At 44.1% G+C, this 25228-nt stretch carries 20 protein-coding genes; 10 read left to right on the top strand and 10 right to left on the bottom strand.

Translation table 11 applies throughout. The features are described 5' to 3' along the window. Window positions 1-316: 316 nt before the first annotated feature. On the top strand, window positions 317-1345 hold the full coding sequence (locus ACYX4M_RS10850) for an alpha/beta fold hydrolase (protein WP_476080113.1): 1029 nt from the start codon (window positions 317-319) through the stop codon (window positions 1343-1345). 113 nt (window positions 1346-1458) lie between these two features. Here ACYX4M_RS10850 and ACYX4M_RS10845 read toward each other — a convergent pair whose 3' ends face one another. From ACYX4M_RS10845 to ACYX4M_RS10835, 3 genes are all read right to left on the bottom strand, one after another. Then, a complete protein-coding gene (locus ACYX4M_RS10845) occupies window positions 1459-2730 on the bottom strand; it encodes a beta-propeller fold lactonase family protein (RefSeq protein WP_476080112.1) in 1272 nt (423 codons plus the stop codon). 269 nt (window positions 2731-2999) lie between these two features. Further along, complete coding sequence (locus ACYX4M_RS10840; protein WP_476080111.1) at window positions 3000-4316, bottom strand: methyl-accepting chemotaxis protein; 1317 nt, start codon at window positions 4314-4316, stop codon at window positions 3000-3002. A gap of 273 nt (window positions 4317-4589) precedes the next feature. Further along, window positions 4590-5474, bottom strand: coding sequence for a LysR family transcriptional regulator (locus ACYX4M_RS10835; protein WP_476080110.1), 885 nt, complete (start codon window positions 5472-5474; stop codon window positions 4590-4592). A 98-nt stretch (window positions 5475-5572) separates the two neighbouring features. On the opposite strand from ACYX4M_RS10835, the gene ACYX4M_RS10830 reads away from it, so the two are divergent. The 4 genes from ACYX4M_RS10830 to ACYX4M_RS10815 all read left to right on the top strand — a co-directional run bounded on the left by ACYX4M_RS10830 (window position 5573) and on the right by ACYX4M_RS10815 (window position 10053). Continuing rightward, the gene (locus ACYX4M_RS10830; protein WP_474871820.1) at window positions 5573-7072 is read left to right on the top strand and encodes a CoA-acylating methylmalonate-semialdehyde dehydrogenase; all 1500 of its coding nucleotides are present in this window, start codon (window positions 5573-5575) and stop codon (window positions 7070-7072) included. 14 nt (window positions 7073-7086) lie between these two features. Continuing rightward, window positions 7087-7962, top strand: coding sequence for a 3-hydroxyisobutyrate dehydrogenase (gene mmsB, locus ACYX4M_RS10825; protein WP_474871822.1), 876 nt, complete (start codon window positions 7087-7089; stop codon window positions 7960-7962). A gap of 533 nt (window positions 7963-8495) precedes the next feature. Continuing rightward, on the top strand, window positions 8496-9218 hold the full coding sequence (locus tag ACYX4M_RS10820; RefSeq protein ID WP_474871824.1) for a lipocalin/fatty-acid binding family protein: 723 nt from the start codon (window positions 8496-8498) through the stop codon (window positions 9216-9218). 70 nt (window positions 9219-9288) lie between these two features. Next, window positions 9289-10053, top strand: a complete 765-nt coding sequence (locus tag ACYX4M_RS10815; RefSeq protein ID WP_474871826.1) for a zinc-dependent metalloprotease family protein — start codon at window positions 9289-9291, stop codon at window positions 10051-10053. 74 nt (window positions 10054-10127) lie between these two features. Here ACYX4M_RS10815 and ACYX4M_RS10810 read toward each other — a convergent pair whose 3' ends face one another. Further along, window positions 10128-12158, bottom strand: a complete 2031-nt coding sequence (locus tag ACYX4M_RS10810; RefSeq protein WP_476080109.1) for a BCCT family transporter — start codon at window positions 12156-12158, stop codon at window positions 10128-10130. A gap of 243 nt (window positions 12159-12401) precedes the next feature. Then, on the bottom strand, window positions 12402-14060 hold the full coding sequence (gene dld, locus ACYX4M_RS10805; protein WP_476082869.1) for a D-lactate dehydrogenase: 1659 nt from the start codon (window positions 14058-14060) through the stop codon (window positions 12402-12404). 349 nt (window positions 14061-14409) lie between these two features. Between dld and ACYX4M_RS10800 the strand changes: the two genes are divergently transcribed. Further along, window positions 14410-15087, top strand: a complete 678-nt coding sequence (locus ACYX4M_RS10800) for a helix-turn-helix transcriptional regulator (RefSeq protein ID WP_476080108.1) — start codon at window positions 14410-14412, stop codon at window positions 15085-15087. A 37-nt stretch (window positions 15088-15124) separates the two neighbouring features. Here ACYX4M_RS10800 and ACYX4M_RS10795 read toward each other — a convergent pair whose 3' ends face one another. The 5 genes from ACYX4M_RS10795 to ACYX4M_RS10775 are packed head-to-tail and all read right to left on the bottom strand — an operon-like array spanning window position 15125 to window position 18780. Further along, window positions 15125-15886, bottom strand: a complete 762-nt coding sequence (locus ACYX4M_RS10795; protein ID WP_474871832.1) for a CsgG/HfaB family protein — start codon at window positions 15884-15886, stop codon at window positions 15125-15127. A gap of 8 nt (window positions 15887-15894) precedes the next feature. Beyond that, window positions 15895-16350 (bottom strand): curli assembly protein CsgF, encoded by a 456-nt coding sequence (locus ACYX4M_RS10790; protein ID WP_474871834.1) that lies wholly within the window; start codon window positions 16348-16350, stop codon window positions 15895-15897. After that, window positions 16344-16736, bottom strand: a complete 393-nt coding sequence (locus ACYX4M_RS10785) for a CsgE family curli-type amyloid fiber assembly protein (RefSeq protein ID WP_474871836.1) — start codon at window positions 16734-16736, stop codon at window positions 16344-16346. Before ACYX4M_RS10785 ends, ACYX4M_RS10790 begins: the two co-directional genes overlap by 7 nt. Window positions 16737-16791: 55 nt before the next feature. After that, window positions 16792-18237, bottom strand: coding sequence for an autotransporter outer membrane beta-barrel domain-containing protein (locus ACYX4M_RS10780; RefSeq protein WP_476080107.1), 1446 nt, complete (start codon window positions 18235-18237; stop codon window positions 16792-16794). Window positions 18238-18267: 30 nt separating this feature from the next. Then, window positions 18268-18780, bottom strand: a complete 513-nt coding sequence (locus ACYX4M_RS10775) for a curlin subunit CsgB (protein ID WP_476080106.1) — start codon at window positions 18778-18780, stop codon at window positions 18268-18270. Window positions 18781-19220: 440 nt separating this feature from the next. Between ACYX4M_RS10775 and ACYX4M_RS10770 the strand changes: the two genes are divergently transcribed. The 4 genes from ACYX4M_RS10770 to ACYX4M_RS10755 all read left to right on the top strand — a co-directional run bounded on the left by ACYX4M_RS10770 (window position 19221) and on the right by ACYX4M_RS10755 (window position 25222). Beyond that, window positions 19221-21740 carry a S8 family serine peptidase gene (locus tag ACYX4M_RS10770; RefSeq protein ID WP_476080105.1) on the top strand — a complete coding sequence of 840 codons (2520 nt, stop codon included), beginning with the start codon at window positions 19221-19223 and terminating at the stop codon, window positions 21738-21740. 208 nt (window positions 21741-21948) lie between these two features. Further along, the gene (locus ACYX4M_RS10765) at window positions 21949-22605 is read left to right on the top strand and encodes a response regulator (RefSeq protein WP_476080104.1); all 657 of its coding nucleotides are present in this window, start codon (window positions 21949-21951) and stop codon (window positions 22603-22605) included. Next, window positions 22605-24176, top strand: a complete 1572-nt coding sequence (locus ACYX4M_RS10760) for a sensor histidine kinase (protein WP_476080103.1) — start codon at window positions 22605-22607, stop codon at window positions 24174-24176. The genes ACYX4M_RS10765 and ACYX4M_RS10760 overlap by 1 nt, the downstream gene beginning before the upstream one ends. Before the next feature lie 290 nt (window positions 24177-24466). Further along, on the top strand, window positions 24467-25222 hold the full coding sequence (locus ACYX4M_RS10755) for an SDR family NAD(P)-dependent oxidoreductase (protein ID WP_476080102.1): 756 nt from the start codon (window positions 24467-24469) through the stop codon (window positions 25220-25222). Window positions 25223-25228: the final 6 nt, after the last annotated feature.

Here is a 25228-nt window from a genome sequence, read left to right as displayed (position 1 = left end):
GCGATTGATATTAAAGTGTTTTAAATTGTTAACTTTAATTGTAAATTTTCAAAATTTAATAAAAAGTAAAATCACCTTTTACACACCCTTACCTTTAAAGGCTATCAAAAGGGTCATTTTTGATTACAAATAATGAATAAATAAAGCAATGATAATCAAAAAAACACAGCAAGAGCATTTGCGCCATATTAAAATTATCGGGAAGCATCGCTAAATTTTGTGCTGTTGTCGTATCTAGGCGAGGATGAGTGGGTAGATAAAAACGGGTATGCCATACTGGGCTCGATCCGCTCTTGATCTGGCCAGAAGGTGATTTATGCTCAAAAATGTAACGGTATTGCTAATTCATGGCATGCTGTCATTGCTACTCTTTTCACACGTATCTCTTGCACTGGGAACCGACGCCAATTCCCTAGACCGCCCCGCATTTGATAAACGCTTGAGCACGGTGGAGTATCCGTTCGAAGTAAAAATGTTTAGTTTCTCATCGCAGGGAAACGACCTAGAAATGGCCTATATGTTTTTGCCTCCCAAAGAAGAAAAGCCTGTGGTAACGCTTTTTCATGGGAAAAATTTTAACGGAGCTTACTGGGAAAGTACGGCTCGCCTTCTGCAAAGCCAGGGCTATGGTGTGCTTATACCCGAACAAATAGGCTTTGGAAAATCGTCTAAACCTACACAATATCAATACAGTTTTGCCACGCTTGCGAACAATACGCGACAACTAATGCAGTCTTTAAACATCGAAAAAAGTATTATCGTTGGGCACTCCATGGGCGGTATGTTGGCTACGCGATTTGCATTGCTTTCCCCCGACAAAAGCGAAGAGCTGATATTAATAAACCCAATTGGTCTAGAAAATTATCTTCTATATGAAAGTTACACCGATATAGAAAAGGTGTATCAAAACGAGCTTAAGAAAACGCCAGAGATGATCGTTAATTATCAAACAAAAAACTATTACGACGGTGCGTGGAACAACACATATGCCGAGCATGCCGAGTTTTTACAAGGGTGGATAAACGGCCCAGACTGGGAAACGCTAGCACGGGTTAATGCACTGACCTACGATATGATATTTACACAACCGGTTATTGAAGAGTTTGATAGTTTGACCCTGCCAACCACACTAATATTAGGTACCCGTGATCGCACAGCGCCTGGCCGTGCTAACAAACATAACGACGTAAGTAGAGAATTAGGTCGCTACGACAGACTAGGCAAGGAAGTAAAAGCACGTAACTCAAACATCCATGTTGTTGAATTAGAAGGGTTAGGCCACTTGCCTCACATTGAAGCTTTTGAGCGATTTAAGGTACCATTTTTAGACGCATTACATGACTAATCTCTGCGTAGTTATTACTTTCTAAAAAACCGATGGTAAATTTCTGGGGCGTATTAAGGTATTTGCCTTTGTGCTCAAACCCCAAGACGGTTCATGACCATCATACAAGGGCATTATTTAATGCCCTGAAATACCAGCTTTTGAACTCGTCTCCCCGTATTTACTTCGGTGGTGTACAAGTTTCCTTCGCTGTCGGTATCAATACTGTGTAGCCATATAAATTGACCTGGATAGCGGCCGTTTTTACCGATCGAACCTAGCTTTTCATGAGATTTTCTATCGTAAATCCAAATACGTCCGTTCATCATGTCGGCAACGTACAAGTATTTTCCATCCGGTGAAAATGCCACATCAGTTGCAGTACCTAGCCCCCCGGTTTCTGGGCGTACAGCAAAATTTTTAACAAAGCGGATATCACCGCTTTTTTCCCGTTTAAATATTTGAAGGCGGTTGTTTCTACGATCGCAAACATAGATAAATCCGTCGCTGTCTTGATTTATACAGTGCACAATATTCCCAAATAATGGGTTTTCCGGGTCTATCCCCTGCTTTTGCGGCTGGGTGGCTTGGGACTGATCAAAGTCTCCTTCACGAGTGGGCCCTAATGGCTTTTCTCCATAAGCACCAAGCACATGAGTCGCCCTCTCTTTCTCAACATCAAAACTTGCAATGCGCGCATTAATATAGCCATCCGCAATCACTAATTCGTTATGCTCACTGTCCATAAACATATCTGCGGGATTGCCCAGTGTAACAAGGTCCATGTTGCCGTTAGTTTGCCCACGTCTACCTATGCCTTTTACAAACTCTCCATTAAAAGTAAAACCCACAGAAACATGATCGTCTTTACCATTGCCAGCTAACCAAACCGTGTCATTCTTATCAACAAATAGACCGTGTACGTTTATCGGCCATTGGTTTACACCATCAATCGTAGGCGCATTGCTTTCACCGCCCCATGCTTTAGCTACCTCGCCATCGGGCGTAAAACGGATAACATGGGGGGCAGGTTTACAGCAAACGGCAGTGGGGGGCGTTGCAGTAAGGCCAGTATCGGTTTTGCCAAGAGAATTGGGACGCTGCAATATCCATACGTGATCATATTTATCGATAGAAAGGCCAGACACCTGCCCTAGCATCCAAGTTTCTGGCAACGACGGCCAACTTGCATCAACGCTAAATCGCGGCAGAGGCTTGTTTACTATTGGATAGGTGGCCAAAGGGATAAGCGGCGTTTTAGTTTCTGATAATGAAAGACTTTTTACTGTTTCGGTACCCACTGATGGAGACATGGCTTGTGGGGTATTAGCGAGGGTCAAACTGCTAAAAAAAGATACAGCAGTTAGTGCAGTAACACAAACAGCATTTGGATGTATTCTGGTCATAGGGCTTTCCGTATAGGCATGATAGGCAAAGGGTGAACACATCTACCATGCTGCAAGGCAGCCAAGATAATTGCAATAAAAAGCGCCAGCTTGTACGAGTTTTAAGCTAACCTGAAAAGCCTTTTAACCCTTAGACTAGATGGAGAAAATTCATCCTATCTAGACAGGATGAATTCAATTTTCAAAAGCATTTTCTTCCAAAGAATAGCAGCACTTCTGTATTTAGCGGGAGATACGTATTTCTAGGTAACTAGCTATAATAACGGCGACTAACTTCCTAGACGACTAGAAAACTGCCCCACTGCATCAACGACTTCTTTTGCACCGTCTTGAATTTGTTCGATAACTTCACCCGCCTCTCTGGCGTAGTTGAGCCCTGATTGCGCCTTTTCATCACCTTCATTAACCAAATTTACTGCGTCTGTGGCCAATGTCTGGTTGTGTTTAACCACATTGATGATTTCTTCTGTGGCTTCGGTTGTACGCGATGCTAACTGACGCACCTCGTCAGCAACTACAGCGAAACCTCGCCCCTGATCGCCAGCACGTGCCGCCTCAATCGCAGCATTTAGAGCAAGTAAGTTGGTTTGTTCGGCAATAGCACTGATACTTCCGATAATCGTGGCAATTTGTTGAGACTGAGCGTCCAACGCGTTAATCCCTTCTTTTGCCCTATCCATTTGCTGCGACAGTGAAGACATTTCAGAAAGCAGCTCGCTAATAACGTCTTTGCCTCTGGACGCGATTTGATCTGTGGTGTTTGAAGAACGGTAGGCAATATCAGCGGCACTGGATACCGCACTTTCTCGTGCCACCTGCTCAGTAATATCAGTAGCCAGCTTAACCACTTTATACATGCGCCCGTGGGAATCACAAATAGGGTTATAGGTGGCTTCAAGCCAAATAGAATTGCCGTGAGCGTCGAACCGTTCGAATCGTCCTGCTACAAACTCGCCTTGAGCAAGTCGCTCCCAAAACAATTTATATTCTCGTGAGTTCGCATATTCGGTATCACAAAAAATTCTATGATGCTTACCTTTAATATCATTCAGACTGTACTTAACGGTTTTTAAGAAAGCTTCGTTTGCGTCCTGAATATTTCCGTTTAAATCGAATTCTATCGCTGCATTTGACTTATGTAGCGCGGCCACCAAATCTTCGTGTTCTTTCGACTTAGCAATGGTTCGCGTGAGATCATTCAGGTTTACCGAGAATTTATGGATATTGCCGTTAATATCAAAAATCGGCTCAACTACACCCCTTAGCCACGCTTCCTCGCCGTTTTCACGAAAAAATTCAATTGCTCCCCAGTAATGAACGCGCTTCTCAATTGAATTTTTAAGCTTTTTATAGTGTGGCGTATTCCTCGCAATTTCGGGAACAAATTCAAAGAAGCGTTGCCCTTTAACTTGAGACAGTGAGTAACCAAGCTCTTTTTGAAACATCTCATTGACATCGTCAATTTCGCCGCGCTCGTTGAGACGAAGAAAGATCATATCTTCGCGCAAGCCATCTCGCACTTGCTTGAGTATATGTAGTTCCTCTTTAAGTGCTTCGTTTTCTTTAACTAGGTGTTTGTTGAACATGAACGCTTCTCTGACAAAATTTTGCGGTAATAAGACGTTTATCGACTAAACTGCCGTTTTTCTTAGTAAATTTACAATTCTATTTGAAAGATTACTTAGATATAAACTTAGCTTCGTTTGTTTTACTGACTTAAGCATTTTGCCGCAGGATGATGTTACGAATAAACGGCTTTTGAATGGAGTAAACTTTTGTCTGTACTACTCCAACTCGGTATTAGACCTTACAATTCAATAGTTTCAATCAAGATGGGATCTTTACTATATCGATCATCGCTAGTCAGTAAAACTTGTTTGATAACGCGCTACGTTTTCAATTAGCCAGTGTGTAAATGCTTGGAAACGAGCTTGAGAATGCGTTTCTTTGTGCGTAGCCAACCAGAACGTGCGTTTGATGTGAATCTCGTTTTCAATTAGCCGAACCAAGCCTGGTTGTTTCTCAGCCATAAACTTGGGCAAAATCCCTACGCCAGCCCCATTAATAAGCATCTGATATTGCGCATTAATGCTCGTACTGCGAAGTGCACTTAACTGTGAAAGTGCAGTCTCTTCAATGAACTTTAACTGTGGCGCATACACCAGATCGGGTACATAGCTCACTAAATTGAATGAGGTAAGATCTTGTAATGTTTGCGGTTTTTTAGCGTCGACAAGAGACTGATGGGTATAAAGATAAAGGTTATAGTCAGTCAGTTTTTGTGTAACCAATAAGCCTTTACTAGGCTTTTCTAACAAGATAGCCATATCGGCTTCCCGTTTATTCAGGTTTAGAAAACCGCTTGTTGCCACAAGCTCAATACTAATTCCCGGGTACTGCTTCTTGAAGTCGGCCAGTAGAGGTGCTAAAAACCAACTTCCAAAGCCTTCAGAAACGCTAACTCTAATGGAGCCGGCCAAGTGGGAACGTTCATCGCCAAGCTCATTTTGCGCTTCTAAAAAATAATGCTCTGCTTTTTCAATATACGTAACTAGCTCACTACCATGGGTGGTAAGCACATACCCTCTTTTAGTCAGCTCAAACAATTTACAATTTAGTGAGTCCTCCAGTTTTTTTACACGACGTATCAAGGTCGTAGGATCTACCTTTAAGCCTTTAGCTGCAATAGCTACGCGGCCATTTCTTGCCAAACCAAGAAATAAACGCATGTCATCCCAATTCATTCAAACACCTGCATTTTTACAGCACCATACTGCAAGTATATGTATTGCCTTTGCAAACACAAGGTTTCAATATTGTTAAAAATTACAGGAGCTATGTCATGAGAAAGATTGTTCACTTTATTGCAGGTAAAGATTTTGAGGATAGCAGCGAAAATACCGCGTCGGTATTTGCGCCTAACACAGGTGAAGTACAAGCTGAAGTAAGCTTAGCTAACACTTCAACTTTGGCCTATGCAATTGAAACAGCCCAAGCTGCACAGGTTGAGTGGGCAGCGACAAACCCTCAGCGACGCGCTCGTGTCATGTTCAAGTTTAAAGAACTAGTTGAAGCAAACCGCGATCGCCTAGCCGCGTTGCTATCTAGCGAGCACGGAAAAGTGTTGGTTGATGCGCAAGGTGATATTCAGCGCGGCCTTGAAGTTATCGAGTTTGCCTGTGGTATCCCTCATGCGCAAAAAGGTGAATATACCGAAGGCGCAGGCCCGGGAATCGATGTGTATTCCATGCGCCAAGCGTTGGGTGTAGTGGCAGGTATTACGCCATTTAACTTCCCGGCTATGATCCCAATGTGGATGTTTGGTGTGGCAATTGCCTGCGGTAATGCGTTCATTTTAAAACCATCTGAGCGCGATCCGTCAGTACCTGTTGAACTGGCAAAGCTTATGATTGAAGCCGGCCTTCCTGCAGGCGTGCTTAACGTTGTGCACGGTAACAAAGAAGTGGTTGATGGTATTTTAGATCATCAAACTATCAAGGCGGTGAGCTTTGTAGGCTCTTCTGATATCGCTAACTACGTGTACGAGCGTGGTGCTCGTTCAGGTAAGCGCGTTCAAGCTATGGGCGGCGCGAAAAACCACGGTATCGTAATGCCTGATGCTGATTTGGATCAGGTAGTAACCGACTTAGTAGGTGCTGCGTACGGCAGTGCCGGTGAACGCTGTATGGCGCTACCGGTTGTCGTTCCGGTGGGCGATGAAACCGCTGAGAAACTGAAAGCCAAGCTTATTCCGGCTATTAAAGACATTATGGTAAGTCATAGTGAAGATCCTAACGCTCATTATGGCCCTGTGGTTACTGCTGCTCACAAAGAGCGCGTTGAAGGCTATATCGACCTTTGCATAGAAGAAGGTGCTGAGCTTGTGTATGACGGCAGAACCAGTCAGATCCCAGACGACAGTCGAGGCTACTTTATCGGCCCAACGTTCTTCGACCACGTGTCCAAAGATATGCGCTCATACCAAGAAGAAATTTTTGGTCCAGTGCTGCAAATGGTGCGCGCTAAAGACTTCAATGAAGCGGTTAACTTAGCAAGTGATCATCAATACGGTAATGGTGTTGCTATGTACACTCGTAACGGCCATGCGGCGCGTGAATTTGCGCAACGTGTAAACGTGGGCATGGTTGGAATTAACGTACCTATTCCTGTGCCAGTTGCTTACCACACATTTGGGGGCTGGAAGCGCTCTGCGTTTGGTGATACCAACCAGCACGGTATGGAAGGGGTGAAATTCTGGACCAAGGTTAAGACCATTACACAGCGCTGGCCTGATGGCTCAGATACGAACGACAACGCCTTTGTTATTCCAACCATGGGCTAAACGAGGAGACTATTATGACCACAGTTGCATTTATTGGCCTAGGTAATATGGGCTCAGGGATGGCAGATAATCTGGTTAAGAACGATTACAACGTATTGGCTTTTGACTTAAGCGAAGCGGCACTGGCCAAAGCCAAAGCGGCAGGGTGTACTATTGCGCAAAGTACCGAGCAAGCTGCTGCTGAGGCCGACATCGTTATCACTATGTTACCAGCAGGCAAGCACGTACAAGATATCTATTCAAATCAGATCTTGGCTTCTGTCCGCGAAGGCACCTTGCTTATTGATTGCTCCACCATCGACGTAGAAACGGCGAAGAGTGTGTCGGAACTGGCAGAGAAAAAAGGCCTTAAAATGTTGGATGCGCCGGTTTCTGGTGGTGTTGCAGCGGCTGCGGGCGGCACACTCACGTTTATGGTGGGCGGCGATACTGACGCTTTCAATAAAGCGCAATGCGTTCTTGGTGCTATGGGCAAAAAAATTGTTCATGCGGGCGGCCATGGCGCGGGTCAAGCTGCGAAGATTTGCAACAATATGCTGCTTGGGGCAACTATGATAGCCACCTGCGAAAGCTTCCAGCTGGCCCAAAAGCTAGGCCTAGATCCACAAGTATTCTTCGATATAGCGTCTAATGCGTCAGGACAGACATGGTCAATGACCACCTACTGCCCTGTAAAAGGTGTAGGGCCTCAAAGCCCAGCTGATAACGATTTTGCAGGCGGTTTCGCTTCAGCGCTTATGCTTAAAGACTTAGGCCTTGCCATGCAGGGCGCGAAGGGCGTCAACGCGCAAATACCTATGGGTGAGCTTGCTGCAAAGTGGTTTGAAATGCATTGCGAAGAAGGCAATGCAGGGATGGATTTCTCTTCAATAATCAACCGATTAGCGTAATAGAAAACCAACAGTTCTCCGACGGCTACTTTCCCTCAGAAGAGGTGGCCTTCTTACTGAGCGAGTAAAGGATTTTACTCGCTCTTTTTTTATATTTTCCCTACCTGTCCCGCTTTTTTTTGCGCTCTTGTTACCTCGCTATCTCTCTTATCAAGTGGGATTATTCCTTCGTTATTTTTAGTGTTCTCTTTTCATCATCCAGAAGCCATTTTCAGGTGACTTATTCGTTCTCACTCACATGGTTAAAACAAGCCAATTCAGCGTTCGGTCTACATCTTGCAGTCCCGTATTTAGCCTAAGAAATTTACACTGCATTAAAGGGCTAAATTTTATACCCCCTTATGCAAAGCGATACTTTTATAACCGTGAAAATGTTATACGTTTTAATGACTTACTTAATTCACTAAGCAATTTCACTAAACACATTGGTTCTCTATATCGCTCACCTAGAGCGCGCTTTGAGGATCAGAGTGTCGCTAATTTCTAACGTTCAATTTCCTAAATTCAGTAAGTAAAAATAAAAGGAACACACTATGAAAAAGCGTATTGTTGCCGCTTCGACGGCAATTGTAGCTATTGGTTGTATTTTCGCCTTTATCGATACAACCCCCTCGGGCAAAAAAGAGGTAGCAGCGGCGAATGCTGAGACCGAATCTGTTGGTAAAGAAAGCACTGTTGAAAGGCAACGAAACGGCAAAGTGTTATCGACCGGTGTCGATAACTTCAAACCAAAAAATGAAGCCGAGCTAAAAGCTCAGGCTACAACTACTACTAACGGTAGATCAGAGAAAGACACCATCGTCTGGACAACATCAGAAGATGGCAAAACGATACTTGAAGCAGAAGGCTATATTCCCGCTGACGTAACCGATGAAGCTTACATTGAGCTTGATCGTGAAGAATTAATGACGGTAGAAGTTGGCGAGTATCTCGATTTATACATCCCACAATTCGGTGGCAGTTACACCGGTGAAGTTGACCACGTTGTCACTCATCCAAACGGCGATCGTACCGTAGAGGCCCACATCCCAGGTGCGGGCTCTCTCTACGCCGCCGTTATAACGCTTGGCGAAAATGCCACCTACGGAAACTTAGCCACGCCTCGCGACGTGTTTGTGCTTGAAGGCAATGATAAATACGCGTGGATAGCCCCAAAGTCTTCAATGATGCAAAACCACATCGAACGTGAACCCGACAGCGAACGCCCGCTTAGCGACGACAACGCTGAAGAAGTCTTCGATCTCGGCCAAAACTAATCCCCTAGTGCCTGTTGAGCTTCACAGGAAATTCAACAAGCTCAAATAAAACAACAAGAAGGAAATAAAAATGAAACACACATTTAAGTGTTTAACGGCAATGGCAGTTTCACTGCTTTGTGCAACATCAGTAACAGCAGCCACCATCGATGTAATGGTGCTTTACACCCAACCTGCTGCAAACAATGTGTCTAATATCGACACTAAAATTAACCAATACATCTCACACGCCAACCGTGTTTATCAAAATAATGCGGTAGATCTGCAGTTGCGTTTAGTAGGCGCTCAGTCTTCTGCTGCAACATCTAGCGACCTTCAACCTACAGAAAGTGCGCTAGACTTGTTAACTGATAGCAGTGGTGTGCAAAACGCACGATCTTCAAACGGCGCAGACATGGTTGTGCTTTTAGGTAATCGTGAAAACATTTATGAAGGCGGTCAGCTAGCGGGTTACGTGTGCGGCATTGGCTGGGTTGGTCAAGGCAACAACGGTACACTGTACGCTAGCTCGCAAAGCCGCATGTACAGCATCAGCGCCGTTGACTGCGGTCTGTCTACATTTGTTCATGAACTCGGTCACAACATGGGCTTAGGCCACTCTGTTCGCCAAGGTTCAGTAGGCGGTGTATATAGTGATGGTATTGGTCACGGCGTTGATAACAACTTCTCAACTATCATGGCCTACCCTCAGGCATTCGGCAGTGCTACACAGCTAGACTACTTCTCTGACCCTTACTGGTCAGGCTGTAATGGCCAAGCCTGTGGCGTTGAAAACGAATCAAATGCTTACCGCGCGGTAAATGCGGTTATTAACCAAATTGCTAACTACTTCTAAGTAAGTAATTAATTAGGGGATAAATAAGGGAAAGCAGCCTTGCTTTCCCTTCAACCTAAGCCCCTGCGGATTGTTTACTCTTTAGGCTGCGTCAACATGTCATCATACGCATCCATTTCCCAAGGCAGTTCGCCTGGGCTGGTATCGAGGAAGTGCAGATAACTTTCGAACTGATCTAAAATGTCCTTAGTAATACTCTCTTTATCATAGCCGTAAATATCGTAAGCTTGCCCTCCGCGGCGAAGGAACACTTCAGCGCGAAAATATTTTTCCGACTCGTCTTCTTCTGAACGCAGCTCTGCGTAGCTAAACCCTGGCACTAAATATTCAGTCATACGAATATCGTAGATAAAATCCATGTGATCGTGACGCTCAACAGTGAAGGTGGCCCTTCCCGTTTCCTCATCAAGCTTAACAAACGCTTCCCACTCTCGCGCTTTCAAAGCAGCTTGTACGTCTTTCATCGCTGCAATCACGGTTGTATCAATAAACTCATGCACCTCATTTCGGCTGGGGTAATCGACCATTGCTGCGAGTCGGCCTTTTAGGCTAGTCGAGCGGCCGTGATTTCTATTAAGCGTATTCGCCTTCAAACTGTTATTTCGGTAGCCTTCAATGACAAGCGCACGCCATAGACCTGCTGCAGACGCTAGCATAATGAAGGCGAATGGTAATGCGCTCGCAATGGTCATCGTTTGCAGGGCATTCAGTCCACCAGCCAACAGCAACACTGCAGCAACGGTTCCTTCCAGACACGCCCAGAATATACGCTGCCAAACCGGGCTTTCTTCTTTACCACCAGAAGCAAGAGAATCGATAACCAGCGACCCAGAATCTGATGACGTCACGAAGAACGTAATGATCAACAACACGGTTAAGCCTGACATGATTGACGCGCCAGGTAGCAAGTCATAAAGTTTGAACAACGCAACCGCTTCGTTTTCCTGCACATCGCTAATGAGTGTAGCAACACCTTGGTTCATAATGGCATTTAGCGCGGTGTCGCCAAACACGGAAAACCAAAGAAAGGTGAACATGGTAGGCACAAGCATTACACCAAAAACAAACTGCCTAATGGTTCTGCCTCGACTTATTTTGGCGATAAACATGCCTACAAACGGCGCCCAAGCGATGGTCCAGCCAAAAATAAACAGCGTCCAGTTACCAATCCAATCGCTGCGACTATAGGCCTGAAGATTAAAGGTGCGCTCAATGATGCCGTTAATATAACTTCCTGTGTTCTGTAGAAAGGTTTCTAAAATATGAACCGTTTCTCCGAAGATAAAGACGGTACTCATAAGCGATACAGCTAGAACCATATTAAGAATTGATAGCCTTTTAATGCCTTTATCCATTCCCGCAATTACCGATATAGTTGCTGCGATAGTCACAATAGCAATGGTGCCTACTTGCACCATAATGTCGATAGGAATGTCGCCGGAAAGGTAGTTGAGCCCCGCGTTTATTTGCGTTACAGAAAGACCAAGCGTAGTAGCAATACCAAACAAAGTACCCAGAATAGCGAATACATCTACAGCATGACCGATAGGACCATAAATTTTATCCCCTATCAGCGGATACAAAGCCGAACGTATAGATAACGGCAAGCCATGTCGAAAAGCAAAATAGGCAAGAACCAAACCGACTAGCCCGTAGATCGCCCAGATGTGAAAACCCCAATGGAAAAATGCGATTTGCATAGCTTGCTTAGCAGCGTCGACCGTTTCAGCTGCTCCTGCAGGCGGCGAAGAATAGTGTAGTACGGGCTCTGCCACGCCGAAGTAGAGCAGCGCTACGCCGTAGCCCGCAGAAAACAACATAGAAAACCATTCGGGAAAGCTATATTGGGGCTCTGCATGGTCTGGCCCTAATCTTATATTTCCCCAACTTGAAGACGCCACCGACACGATAAAGACCAAGAAGATGGCTACCGATAACATATAGAACCAGCCAAACGTTTGGGTTATCCATGCCAACGTACTGTCGAAGGCCTTTCCGGCAAGTTCGGGGTTACTAATCGTTCCGATAACCAATAGCAAAATAATAGCAACGGCGGGAAGAAATACAGGAAGTAGAATCGTGGAGTTGTTTACTTGACCTTTCATAGCAAATCCCTTTTCACTAACAGGTAAACTAATAACCTGTGAAAGTTTAAACACTTTCTTTTGTTACTAGCGGGGATCGAGTTTGGTTCAGGTCAGGCCAGATTAGACAAGGTGGTGGTGATCTCAGGACTTGTTTGTAAAACTAACTGCAAAAGGTAAGTTAGAAAGAATAAGGGTTCTGCATGGCTTCAGTTTAGAAAACGCCAAGCAGAACCTTATGAGGTGTTTTAATTCATCAGGCTGTTAATGATGCCCACCACAACATCCACCTTCTTGCTCAGCCCAGTTTTTAAGTTTGGTGGTTTTGCCTATGCCAGGGTTAAAGCTGTTAGTTGGGTCGAGTTCGCGATAGAAGTTCTTAAGCGCATCTTTGGCAAAGTACTCATGACCCACATTGTGCTCTGCAGGATACTCAGCGCTTCTTGCATCAAAGGTTTCTAGAATTTTGCCTTTTAACAATTTTGCGTCGGCGCCTTTCTTCAATACATAGTTTTGGTGCATTACGTGACAAAACAAATGACCGTAATAGAGTTTGGTATCTATCTGGTCGTCTATTTCTTTAGGCAATATTTCAAACCAATCAGGGTCGTTACGGCGAAGTGCAACGTCTATGGTCATCATAGCGCCCACGTCTTTACTGTGCATCACGTGGTAGCGACCTATTGCTCCACCGGCAACAAAGCGGTGTAAAATCGCTTTATCTGCTTCTTCCTCGGTACATTCAAAGTAGCCACCTTCATTGGTTTTAAAGAACTCATCTAGATAGGCTTTAGCTTCATCTACCCCGTCGTTGCTCATTTCCAAAATCCAGTGATGCTGATATTTGTCCCTAAACGCTTCCATGCGCTTGGGTAAGTGATTAGGAAAAATATAGCTCATGTACTGCATGACGCGGTCTGACATTTTGTTGGGTAAAAAACCTAACTTGTCGGTAAATGCGTCAAATTTGCGCTTAAATGCAAACAGCTTAGGAATAAATTTGGCGCCAAGCTTGCTGATAACGATAAACATATCTTTACCGTATTTCTTTGATACGTCGTAGCAGTCACGGTGAAGGTACTCACCCGAGTCTGGCAAGTTCTTGAAAGTAGAAAGTATGTCGCGACGCACTTTGGTAAACACTGCGGCGTCGTTAGACCCCACATAAAATACCTGCTTTTTCTCAGGAATAGGAAACGTGTCTAGCCTTACAGCAAAAACAGCTAGTTTGCCTGCACAGCCTGAAGCGTCGTGAAGTCGCCTGCCGTCGTTATTGAAGCGCGAAGGTGTGTCTGAATCAACGTCTCGAACTCGTTCATCATACTCGTTGTCTGATGCGCGAGCGTCAGGATGCTGAACGTCAGCTTCTGTATAACGCTTGCTTTCAAGGTTATTTAAAATCTCTTCGGGTTCGCTACCTAGGTTAATCCCCAGATTGTTTACCAAAGATAGATTGCCATTAGCGTCGATTTGGGCAAAAAGTGCGAGTTCAGTATAGGCAGGGCCTCGTTTAACCAAAGCGCCACCAGAGTTGTTGCAGATTCCACCGACGATGGATGCGCCAATACATGAAGACCCAATCACTGAGTGAGGTTCACGGCCGTAAGGCGCAAGCGTCTCTTCCAATCCAAATAAAGTACTTCCGGCAAGACCTACAATTTGTTTACCATTGTCCACCAGCTGAATCTCATCAATTCGCATGGTGCTTATGATAACAAGAGGCCTATCGTAATCTTTACCGTCTGGCGTAGACCCCCCCGTTAACCCTGTATTTGCCGCCTGCATAATTACCGCAACATCAGCATCAACACAAAGTTTCAATACGCGCCAAATTTCCACCAATGTTCCCGGTCTTACTACCGCTAGCGCCTCACCTGCGCCGAAGCGAAATCCTTTAGTATATGGCTGCCTTCTTCGCTTTATCAGTTAACAAATAGGCTTGCCCTACTACATCGCGCATAGATGCAATCAAAGACTGAGTGTCAACGTTTACGGTCATGATTCTCTCTGTGTTGAAATGTTGGAAGGATGAACTTGGTGATGAACTATACACTAACGCCATTTTTAACAAAGGGGGAAGACGTTTTTTATAGATATAATTTACTTATATTTAATGCGTTGTGCATTTCAAAATAGGTTATTTCTAAGAAACGCTTAGATGCGTTTTTCATCGTTACATTTTGTTACGCTTTGACGCTGCAAGTAAGACCACAGAAGTATTGTAAAGACACTTTTTAGTTCGTAAGGTTGATACACACGAAAAGGAGTTTTCATGTCACATCAAGCCTTCGTTTTAACAAGAAACAATTTCTCAGGCAATACCAGAGCAAAAGAGGCTTACGAACGGTTTCTTAGTATTTTGCCCAGCTGCGGTTTCACCGTCACAACAGGTGCCATCCAGCCGCCTCGAAGCGTACTTAATAACACCTATACCTTTTTTATTGATGCGCAGTATTGTGACTCTGCCGCTGTGTTCAATTTGCCTGTAGTCAACGATAACCCAGAGTTGAACAAAGTCATTTTCAATGTGCCAGAGTCTGACGTCGATTTTCATTATGCAGCACTACAACATGGTATTAACGGTATTTTCCATATTGAAGATAATTTAGAACTTCTGGTTCGCGGTGTTCAACAAGTCCAAGCAGGAAACAAATGGTTCAGTCGCGAGATAATGAGCCGCTATATTGATGCTAATCTCGTTGCAAAAACCAAGCCCATAGCAGCACTTCAATCGTCAACCACAGTGTTAACTAAACGGGAACTTGCCATTACACGTAAAATTGCCGATGGTGCGCAGAATCAAGAGATTGCAGACTGCTTGCATATCAGTGTGAATACAGTGAAAACACACGTGTACAGCATATTCAGAAAGACAGACTGTAGGAATCGAGTTGAACTCATTAAATGGTTTGATCATCAATTTAGTCATCCCCAACATGTGAATTACTAAACCGACAATCAACTGAAGTATGAATGATGAATGGCGCTTACGCTTTAGCGCGCCATACCCCTTTCTCCATTCCTTGTAATACTAGTTCACTTACCGCTTTCTCTATACTTTGCTTAACGCATTCAAACATGGGTTCGTTGGTGGTGTAACCCGTTTCGGCTTCAAGCAAACGTTTTAGCGAGACATACCTAAACAATCCCGCTCTCACCTCTTGGCTTAGCACTTTCTTAGATGTTGAAACCGACACCAATACTTGACCTGTTCTCACGTCAACGGCGCGCATGTAAATGGAAATTTGATCTTCCCTAAACAGCTCACTCGCTCCAATGCCAAAGTACTCTACACCAGCGCCGCCGGTACGAATATTGGTATCGTAGCTAATTATCCCACCTTCTATAATAATTCTAGCTGTAGTGAGTGGCGGCAACTCACCACTGTTACTGTCGTCAGCTCGAATAATTTTGCGTTCGGTAAGAATGTTTTGCAGTCCTTCACGCTCAACCGGCAAAAACCACGATGTTTCACTTAAAGTCTGAACAAGAATAGAGGTTGCGCCCTGAGTCACCGCAGTAGAAAACGAACTTGCCCCAGAGCTCGGCTTGTATTGCCCTGTCTGATCTCTAAACGCATACACAGAAACGGGAATTTGCCCCATAGGCGCGGGCAAGCTTTTTACTTCAGATAATGTGGCACTGTCTTTAATTACATCAGCGACCGTTGTATCAGGCGGTAGTGTATTGGTGATAGACTGACATCCTGTAAGCGCCATTGCCATTATTAAAAAAACGGTACTTCTCATGTGTTTCCTTACCCAAACCGTGGAATTTCGACGACAGTAACCTCACCTGTCAGTAAGTTAGTAATGTTCACAACAATGCTGTCAGGATTGCTTGTTATAAGCTCTACCTGAAAGTCACCACTAACAAAAATACTATCCTGATTGAATATGCTGTCTATCGGGTTGCCGTCTTCATCATATTCTTGTTCACCAAATGCAATATCCGTAATTTCTCGAACGATACGGTTAATGTAGGCACGTTCTAGTGACTCTTGAAGTCGCTCATCGTATGAGCGTTCGCTTAGTGGTGCGCTGTGCGCATTTTGCGAATTTGCTTTACTTAATAAAAATGAGCCGTTAAGTGGATTACCACCAAATGATGGATTTATCGGCTCATAGACTAATTCAGTTGCTTGCGTTGTCGCTGGCGCTGTTAGCGCAGTCGCTATGAATGTTGCAACCACTATCCTTTTAATCATTACCATTCGTCCCCTGCTAAATCTGGGCTTCTACTGTCTATACTCGCATTTGCCACCGCATCTAATACCAACATAATGGCTTGCTGTACTTTTTCATCTATCGGAACTTGCCTACGCCCCATGTACGTTTGGTAGACCACTTTGTTGTCATAAATTACTGATAATAAGGTACCTGCTTGTGGCACAATAATCTCTTTAACAATAAGGTTTTTACCCGAACTGTCTGGAACTTCTCGCCAGTATTGGCTTATTCGGGAGGCAAATTCGTGGCCCTGACGGCTTATACTGTTATCAAGCAACAGCCCGCCTAACCGAATTTCTTCTGCGTGAATCGGAGAAAAGAGCACACATAAAAACAGTGTGGAAAGAGAGAAACGGTACAAGTACTTCATTTTGATAAATATAGCCGGGCTCTCGCCCGGCTATTCACGCTGTCCGTTAGTACATTTACATCTGAACAACGGTAGCTACGTTATAGTCACCAACCTGCGTAACACTTACTGTGCCGCCATTGCCAGTGATACTACCCGTAACTAAGTTGTCGTTACCCATTTGCGTAACTTCAAAGGTATTCATATCGCCTGAAATAACAAACTGCCCACCCGTTTCATCTGTTACCCAGTTACCAACGCCTTCTTGCATGACGCTAACAACGTTTTCGTCACCGTTAATCAGCAAGTCGAGTAAGTTAAGCTCACCTGTTTGCGAAACCATAATGTCGTTAAAGCTTGATGAAACATTGCTCGCCAATTCAACTGACGCGTCATTTTCAACGCCTTCTTGAGACATTTCGATAATGTTGCCATCTGCGTAGTAACTTGCGTCACCAATACCAGCTTGCGCTAACGCCAAGTTACCATCACCATCTTGCTCAATTTCAACGGTATTAAGAATACCATCGAAATTAACTGTGCTGATTTCATTGGCATCGCCTACCTGCGTTAAGTCGAACTCGTTTAATAGACCAATCACGCCAGCGTAAGCCGTATTTCCTTCGCCCACTTGGTTAATTTCGAACGTATTAGATTCTCCGCCGATAGTTTCAACCGTAGCCAGGTTTACGTCACCGATTTGGTCAATATTTACTTCGTTGCCAGAACCTTCAAACGCACCCGTAGCTATTTCATTGCCGTCGCCGTCTTGTTCGAACTCAAGCACGTTACCGTCGCCAATCATAGTCCAACCGATCACATTCTGATCGCCATCTTGATCGACTTCAACTTCATTATCAGAACCAATTACAGTTAAATCTGAAATGTTGTAGTAACCATCTTGAATAACGTCAACTACGTTAGCATCGCCGCTTAGTTCGCGAACATATGATTCGTGCCACTCACCGCTTTGATCAACAAAAATCGTATTGTCGTTACCAGAAATCGCGTTATTAGCCCAGTTGCCACCATCACCCTGATACACTGACAAGGTATTTCCACTGCCCGAAATACTGTTTATAGAGCGATTAAAAATAAAACCGATAGGGCCGCCATCACCTAATTGAACAAGTGAGACCATGTTGTCGTCGCCTTCAACTACAAAATCTGCGGTACTGTTTAAACTGTCTTGCTCAGATTCCAAGAAGTTGCCATTTCCAGTAACGCTCGCGTAGAAGCTGTTGCCTGATTGCATTTGCGAAGCAAGAACTTCGTTTGCGTCACCCGTTACCTCAACAAATATGGCGTTTAGGTCGCCCTCCTGGCTTAAAACTGATTCATTACCTACTTCGTTTCCCTCTGGTGCCGTTTGGGTTAGCGTAATTTCATTGCCTTCTGCCGCAGCTACAAAATCTGCTGTGGCGTTAAAGTCGACAGTTTTAGTTGCTGGAACTTCCTGAGCTGACGCCCATCCTGACGCTGCTACTAAAAGCAATGCACTCGCTATTTTTGTTTTTTTCATTTTCACATTTGTCTCCCTATGGCAATCACATCATTCTTGATATTGTGTGATGTTAATCACCATTTCGTTCCCTATCTGATAAACAGTGAAAGACTGTTCACCCAATTGATTAACATTGGCAACATTGTCGAACCCATCTTGAATAATTTCGAAATAATTGTTGTTGTTTTGCTGCAGCAAATTCACAACGTTACCTTCACCTAGTTGAGTGATGATAGCTTCGTTATTACTGCCGTTTTGAACAACGTTAGATAGGTTGGCGCCGTTGCCGCTTTGGATAATGTTAGTTATGTTATTTAGCCCAAACTGACTGACAGCAATGAAGACCGTTTCATCGTCTATCGTAATAGCTTGAGCATTCAGACTCATTGAAAGAGAAGATTCCACCATGTCGGAACTTGTTGATAAATCGGACTGTTGGGCATGGACAGGGGAATTGACGGTTGAAAGACTACATACCGTTAAAGCTGAAAACACAGTGGCTTTTATTGCTCCTACGTGTTTGGTGCATTGGTATTGTTTAACCTTTAGTTTCTTGTCCATGAGAACGACTACTTCCTTAATTAACAACAAAGGTGACCCTTTTATAAAACGCTTTAAAAGCACGAGAAACCATCACTATTAAGTTGTATTTATAACGGCAAAATAACGTCTGCTGCCGTGAAACCTACGGGCTAGCGAAAAACACTCATACTTTAGTGCTAGATTTGACTAAAAATGACACAGGAAAAATACATTGGTTAGACCACCTATTTGCTTTGCGGTCCAACGCTTTGCATTCACTCTAATTTCTAATAAATAAGTACCACTTCACGTCATACCTCGACGTATTCCCTAATGGTTAAGTAGTATTTTTGAACAATATTTAAGGTTAGGGGTGGCAGGTTTTTAAATTTGCGTTATAAGTTTTAACCGTTAGTTATATCAGACCGAACGAGAAGGTTCTGTGATTAAAGCATTCTTGCTAATTATGGAATCTTATTATGAAAACAACGCCTTTTAAAACAGGCCTTTCAGCACTGTCATTAGCTCTACTTCCGCTAATGGCCTCTAGTCATGCTCACGCCGCAAAAGCCGAAATTTTCGACGATAGCGTTATCGTTGTGTACAAAGAAAATGTAAGCAAAGCGGAGAAAATGCGCGCACGTTCCTCAGTGGGCGCAAGAATTAGCGACGCTAATCGTGATGAAGTAGACGACCGTTTCTCTAACCTTTTAGACGGCCGAATTGCCAAACTAGAGCTTCGTGGCAAGTCTGTAAAAGACGCCATAGAAATCTTAAAGAAAAATCCAGCGATTAAAATCGCCGAGCCAAACTTCTTGTACCGCAAAGCTTTGGTGACTAACGATCCCTCTTACGGTGACCTATGGGGTTTGAATAACACCGGTCAAGCCGGCGGTACTGCAGATGTGGATATTGACGCACCAGAAGCATGGGATATTACTACCGGTGATAGCGATGTGGTCATCGGCGTTATCGATACGGGTGTTGACTACAATCATGAAGACCTTGCAGATAACGCATGGGTTAACCCAGGTGAAATTGCTGGAAACGGTATTGATGATGATGGCAACGGTTATATTGACGATGTTTACGGTATCGATGCCTTTAACGGCGATTCTGATCCTATGGACGATGATTCTCATGGTACGCATGTGGCCGGGACAATTGGCGCTGTGGGCGGAAACGGAATTGGCGTAGTCGGTGTAAACCATGACGTGTCAATCGCTGCATGTAAATTCTTAGGTCCTGACGGCGGTTCAACCGCTGGCGCTATTGAATGTATCGATTACTTCACCGACCTTAAAGAGAACCGCGGCATCAATATTAAAGCTACCAACAACAGCTGGGGTGGCGGCGGCTATAGTGAAGCGCTAGAAACTGCTATTGAAGAAGCTGGCCAAGCAGGTATTTTGTTTGTTGCTGCGGCAGGTAACTCTGGTTCAAACAACGACAACGTAGATAACTACCCGTCTAACTATGTCACTACAACAAACAGTCTGCTTGCAGTTGCTAGCCACACTCGTACTGACGGAGACAGCGGCTACTCATACGGTATTGAAACCGTAGACATCGCTGCGCCGGGGACAGCTATCCTATCTACAGTACCAGGTAACGGCTATGCAGCATACTCTGGTACATCAATGGCAACGCCACATGTTGCGGGTGCAGCAGCACTTGTGTGGTCGCTAAACCCAGAACTTACTCCATCTGAAATGAAAGAGCTGTTAATGTCTACAGGTGAAACTAGCCTATGGGCTGATGGTCGCACCGTATCTGGCAACCGCCTAAATGTACTTAACGCACTTGAAGAAGCTGATCCAACTCCAGGTTTTAAACTGGGCATTACACCTGGTTCAGCTGAAATTGAAGCGGGTGAAACCTACACCTTCACTATTGAAGTTGGTTCAATTGCTGGCTACGAAGAAGAAGTACAGCTATCGCTTGCAGAGCCAAGTGATATCGCGTCTTTAAGTGCAAGCTCGGCAATGCCTGGCGATACAGTAACACTGACCGTAGAGACATCTGAAGATACGCCTTGGGGTCCGTACAGCTTTACGGTTAACGGTGTAAGCGGTGATATTGAGAAATCTAAATCAGCGAATCTTTATGTTTACCCTCAAGGGCTAAACGAATTCCCTTACGCGTATTCTGGTGATGCTGTACCTACGTTACCGAATGAAGAAGATCCAGACGATGTTGGCGTGGACCTAGTGATTAACGTACCTGACGACTTAACCGTATTCGGTATGCAGGCGTCGGTAAATATCACACACACCTATAGCGGTGACCTCGTACTATCGCTGACCTCTCCTCAGGGTACGACCACCGTTCTTCGTCAGAATCAAGGTGGCGCTACAGATGATATTGTTGAGAGCTATAACTCTGATGCCTTTAACGGCGAAGTAGCAACAGGCGATTGGACCTTGAACGTGCTTGATACGTTCAACGGTGACAACGGCACTGTTAACACATGGAGCCTTGTGGTGACCGGTATTGGTGAAGTAGGCCCAACACCGCCTAACTCTGCGTTTACCTATGACGCTTCAGGCTTATCAGTAAGCTTTACTAATAACAGTAACGACGTTAATGGCGACATTGTCAGCTATAGCTGGGACTTTGGCGATGGATCTACTTCAACAGAAGAGAACCCAACGCATGTTTACGCGAGCACTGGCGCCTATGACGTAACCCTTACGGTTACCGACTCTGAAGGCCAAACTGGCGTATCAACAGAAACAGTATCAGTTTCAGATAGCAACATTGTTGCCGAGATTGACCGCGCTATGCTTTCTCGCTTCGGTTCACTACGTGTAGATTTATCTTATAGCGGCTCGATGGCCGATACGGTAATGATTTATCGCAATGGTGAGCTACTCGAAGAAGTAAGCAATTCTGGTCGCTATCGCGACAGAAGCAGGGGCGTCCAACCGGGTGAGTATACTTACACGGTTTGTGATGAAACCTCTGCATGCTCTGCACCAGTGTCTGTAAACCTTTAATGTAGTTTGCGTATCGCTGACGCGCTCTTCGTGACAGTTAGCGAATGATACGCTGAACAGTTAAGAGTTAAGCAATTGCCGGCCAAGGATAGGCCGGCTTTTTTTATTCTGAGAATTAAAGAGAGCACCAATCTAAGCCATCGGCTTATTCACTATAAGCCAAATACAACGTACACTTGATGCATTAAGAAATAATAAGCATTTTTTCATGCACATACTCATTATTGACGATCACGAAATTGTAAGGGATGGCATTAAAACACTCATCGAGCAAGAGTATGGCTGGCATGTTTCTTACGCAGTAAGCTCTCTGGATGCTCTTCCCTCCTTCGCTACTTTAGACGATATTGACGTTGCCATTCTAGATATCTCGTTGGCACAGGAAAGTGGTTTCGACACGCTAATAAAAATCAAGAAAGACACGCCGTTTATAAAGTGCTTAATGCTGAGCATGTATGATCACGTAGGCTATATCAGTAAAGCGCTTGAACTCGGCGCCGATGGCTACGTTACAAAGAATGCCGCCACTAAAGAATTGATGGACGCGTTGGAGTCTCTAGAAAAGGACGAGAATTATCTAAGCACAGATATTAGTAAAAAGTTAGCGTTTGGTGATAAGCGTTTAACCTCCATTCTTACAGAAAGAGAGAGGGAAGTTTTTTTATTGCTAGCTAAAGGTTTCCAACCCAAGCAAATTGCTTACTACATAGACACAGCGCCAAAGACAGTCATGGTTCACAGAACTAACATTTACAAAAAATTGAATGTTAAGTCTCAATTTGGCTTGCTTCGCATAGCATTAGAAACCGGATACTTAGATGTATCTGACGTTATCTATGACGACACCTTGGTCAAAGCGGATTAATGGATATCAGGCGGTATATCAACACTACCTATTTGGTAATGGGTTTGATATATACCGTTCTATTTCATGGCGTATGGCTATTTAGCACCCAGTTTGAAATTATATCAGGGACTGTGAGTTGGTATTTACCTGCTGGCGTTCGCTTAGCCGCCTTTTTGTTATTGCCGTTAGCAAGCTGGCCCTTGTTACTTTTTTCAGAAAAATTAACCCACTTCATTTTATTCCATCCAGGGGGCATTCTTGATAACACCGCCTTTTTAAGCGGAAGTGCCGGCTGGTATTTAGTGCACTTGTTCATATCACCCGCGGTAGTTTGCGGATGTATTTATGTCTTTAGACGCCGCTTTGCAGCACCTTATATCGATAATGTCCGAAGTACCCTTGCCACCTTGGCATTCGGCGTGCTGATAAGCGTAGCGCTAGGGGCAGTGTTTCTAGGCAGAAGGGCTATTGAAGTACAAACTGACGTAGCAGTTTTTCTTTCAATTTTGTTCGATTTTTCTCTTGGTGACTTTGTAGGAATTATTGTTCTTTGCCCCCTTCTATTTGCGCTATACACTCGCCAGTATATTAACAAAAATGAATCAACACTGTTTATAACCGCGGGGACATGGTTACTTACTTTAGTTTTCAGTAGTTATCTCTACTCACAAAATATTAATATCAGCTATCAAATTAAATACCTTGCGGTATTTCCTGCGCTCTTCTTATCCTATCGCTATGCTGTGTTCGGTAGTGCGCTATCTTGTTTGTTTATTGGTATTACAGCGTTTGTGGTAGCCAGTCAGAGCGCTTTACCTCCTATTGAACATCAATTTTATATTTTAGCGCTATGCGTAAGCTGTCTCATCCTAGGGTCTTCTATTAACCAGTCGAGTAAGTTGAATAAAAAACTGGCTCGAAACAACGAGGACCTTGAAATTGCAGTGCAAAATGCACAGGCCCTCGCAGCCAAGCTAGTGGCAGTACAAGAAGATGAAAGAAAGCGTTTATCTCGCGATCTGCACGACGATTTTGGCCACCGCATCGTCGATTTAAAACTTCAGTTATCATTGGTTGACACAACCAAAGACCACGACATCTTAATCGGCAAAATAGATGCTTTGTACCAGGCAATGAAAAAGAGCCTAGGCGGTTTACGCCCCTCTGGCATCGACACTCTTCCCATTGAGAGCGTGATCGAACGCTCCGACATCACAACTACGCTTAAGCGCGCAAAAATAGATTTTTCTTTCAATCTTAGCGGTACGCCTATTGCTTTTAAGCCCGAGCAGAAAATACATATTTATCGGATAGTTCAGGAGGCGGTAACTAATAGCATCAAGTACGCTAACGCAAAAACACTGTCTATTGATATTTCCTATGATTCCCAAAATGCTACCTTCACTGTAGCAGATGATGGTGAAGGCATACCCGAAACCATTGAGGATTCAGGTAAATTTAAGCCCACACTCGGCCTGCTTTCGATGAAAGAGCGCGCTAAGTTGATAGATGGAACGCTTAATATAAGCAACAATTACCCAATGGGGACTGTGATACGCCTTTCTATTTCTGCTAAAAATATCCAATAACATCGTCTACAGATTAAACCCAAACACAAAATTGGACTTACCAATAAGCACAATAAAGCTTAGATTTTTTCGTTTTACTGATTCTTACCAACGCTGTCCCCCTTTTACAAAAAATATAAATACCCTTTTAACTTTAGGAAGATAGATTTATTGAAAGCGCAAAAAACCTATACCGTTAAAAAGAAATTCATAAAACAATGACAAAAAACACACAAAACAGGTAGACCAATAAATTTTATTAACCTAAAATTGGCTTTACACAATGTAATACAAAATGAAGAGTTATTGTTATGACGAAGAAAGTAGCACTGGTAACTGGAGCAACAGGCGGCATCGGATTTGAAGTTGCTAAAAGACTTGGCCAAGACGGTTTCATTGTTGTTTTAAATGGCATTGAAGACGATAAGGGCGCAGAGCGTGTAAAAGAGCTTAGCGACTTAGGTATTGAAGCAGAATACTATGGCTTTGACGTTACAAGCGATGAAGCCGTTGATAAAAACGTAAAAGCGATTGGCGATAAATACGGTAAGATAGATGCCGTCGTTAATAACGCAGGCGGCCTTGGCGGACGCAGCCCAATGGAAGAGATGACAACAGAGTTTTATCGCTTTGTTATGGCACTGAACCTTGATAGTGCGTTCTTCGTTTCTCGTGCAGCTATTCCTTATTTAAAGAAATCTGACAGCGGCGCTATTGTAAATTACACATCTAATGCTGGTTGGAACGCTGGTGGCCCTGGTGCGGGTATCTATGGTGTTTCAAAAGGTGCGGTACATACGTTGACACGCGCGCTTGCTAAAGAACTTGCACCAGCCGGTATTCGTGTAAATGCTGTTTCTCCTGGCACCATTGACACGCCTTTCCATGCGCAAATTAAAGCAACGAAGCCTGAAGTATTTGCATCTTGGAAAGATAACATCATGCTTGGTCGCCTTGGGCAACCTGAAGAGGTCGCGTCTGTAGTGTCTTTCTTGGTAAGTGAAGATGCGTCATTTATTACTGCCGAAACCGTTCAAATTGGTGGCGGTCAGGCACTAGGGATTTAATCGTCA

It is taken from the genome of Alteromonas sp. ABV4_150 (genome assembly GCF_056311745.1).
The sequence above is the reverse complement of the archived record's forward strand: the minus strand, read 5'-3'. Positions and strand labels throughout refer to the sequence as shown.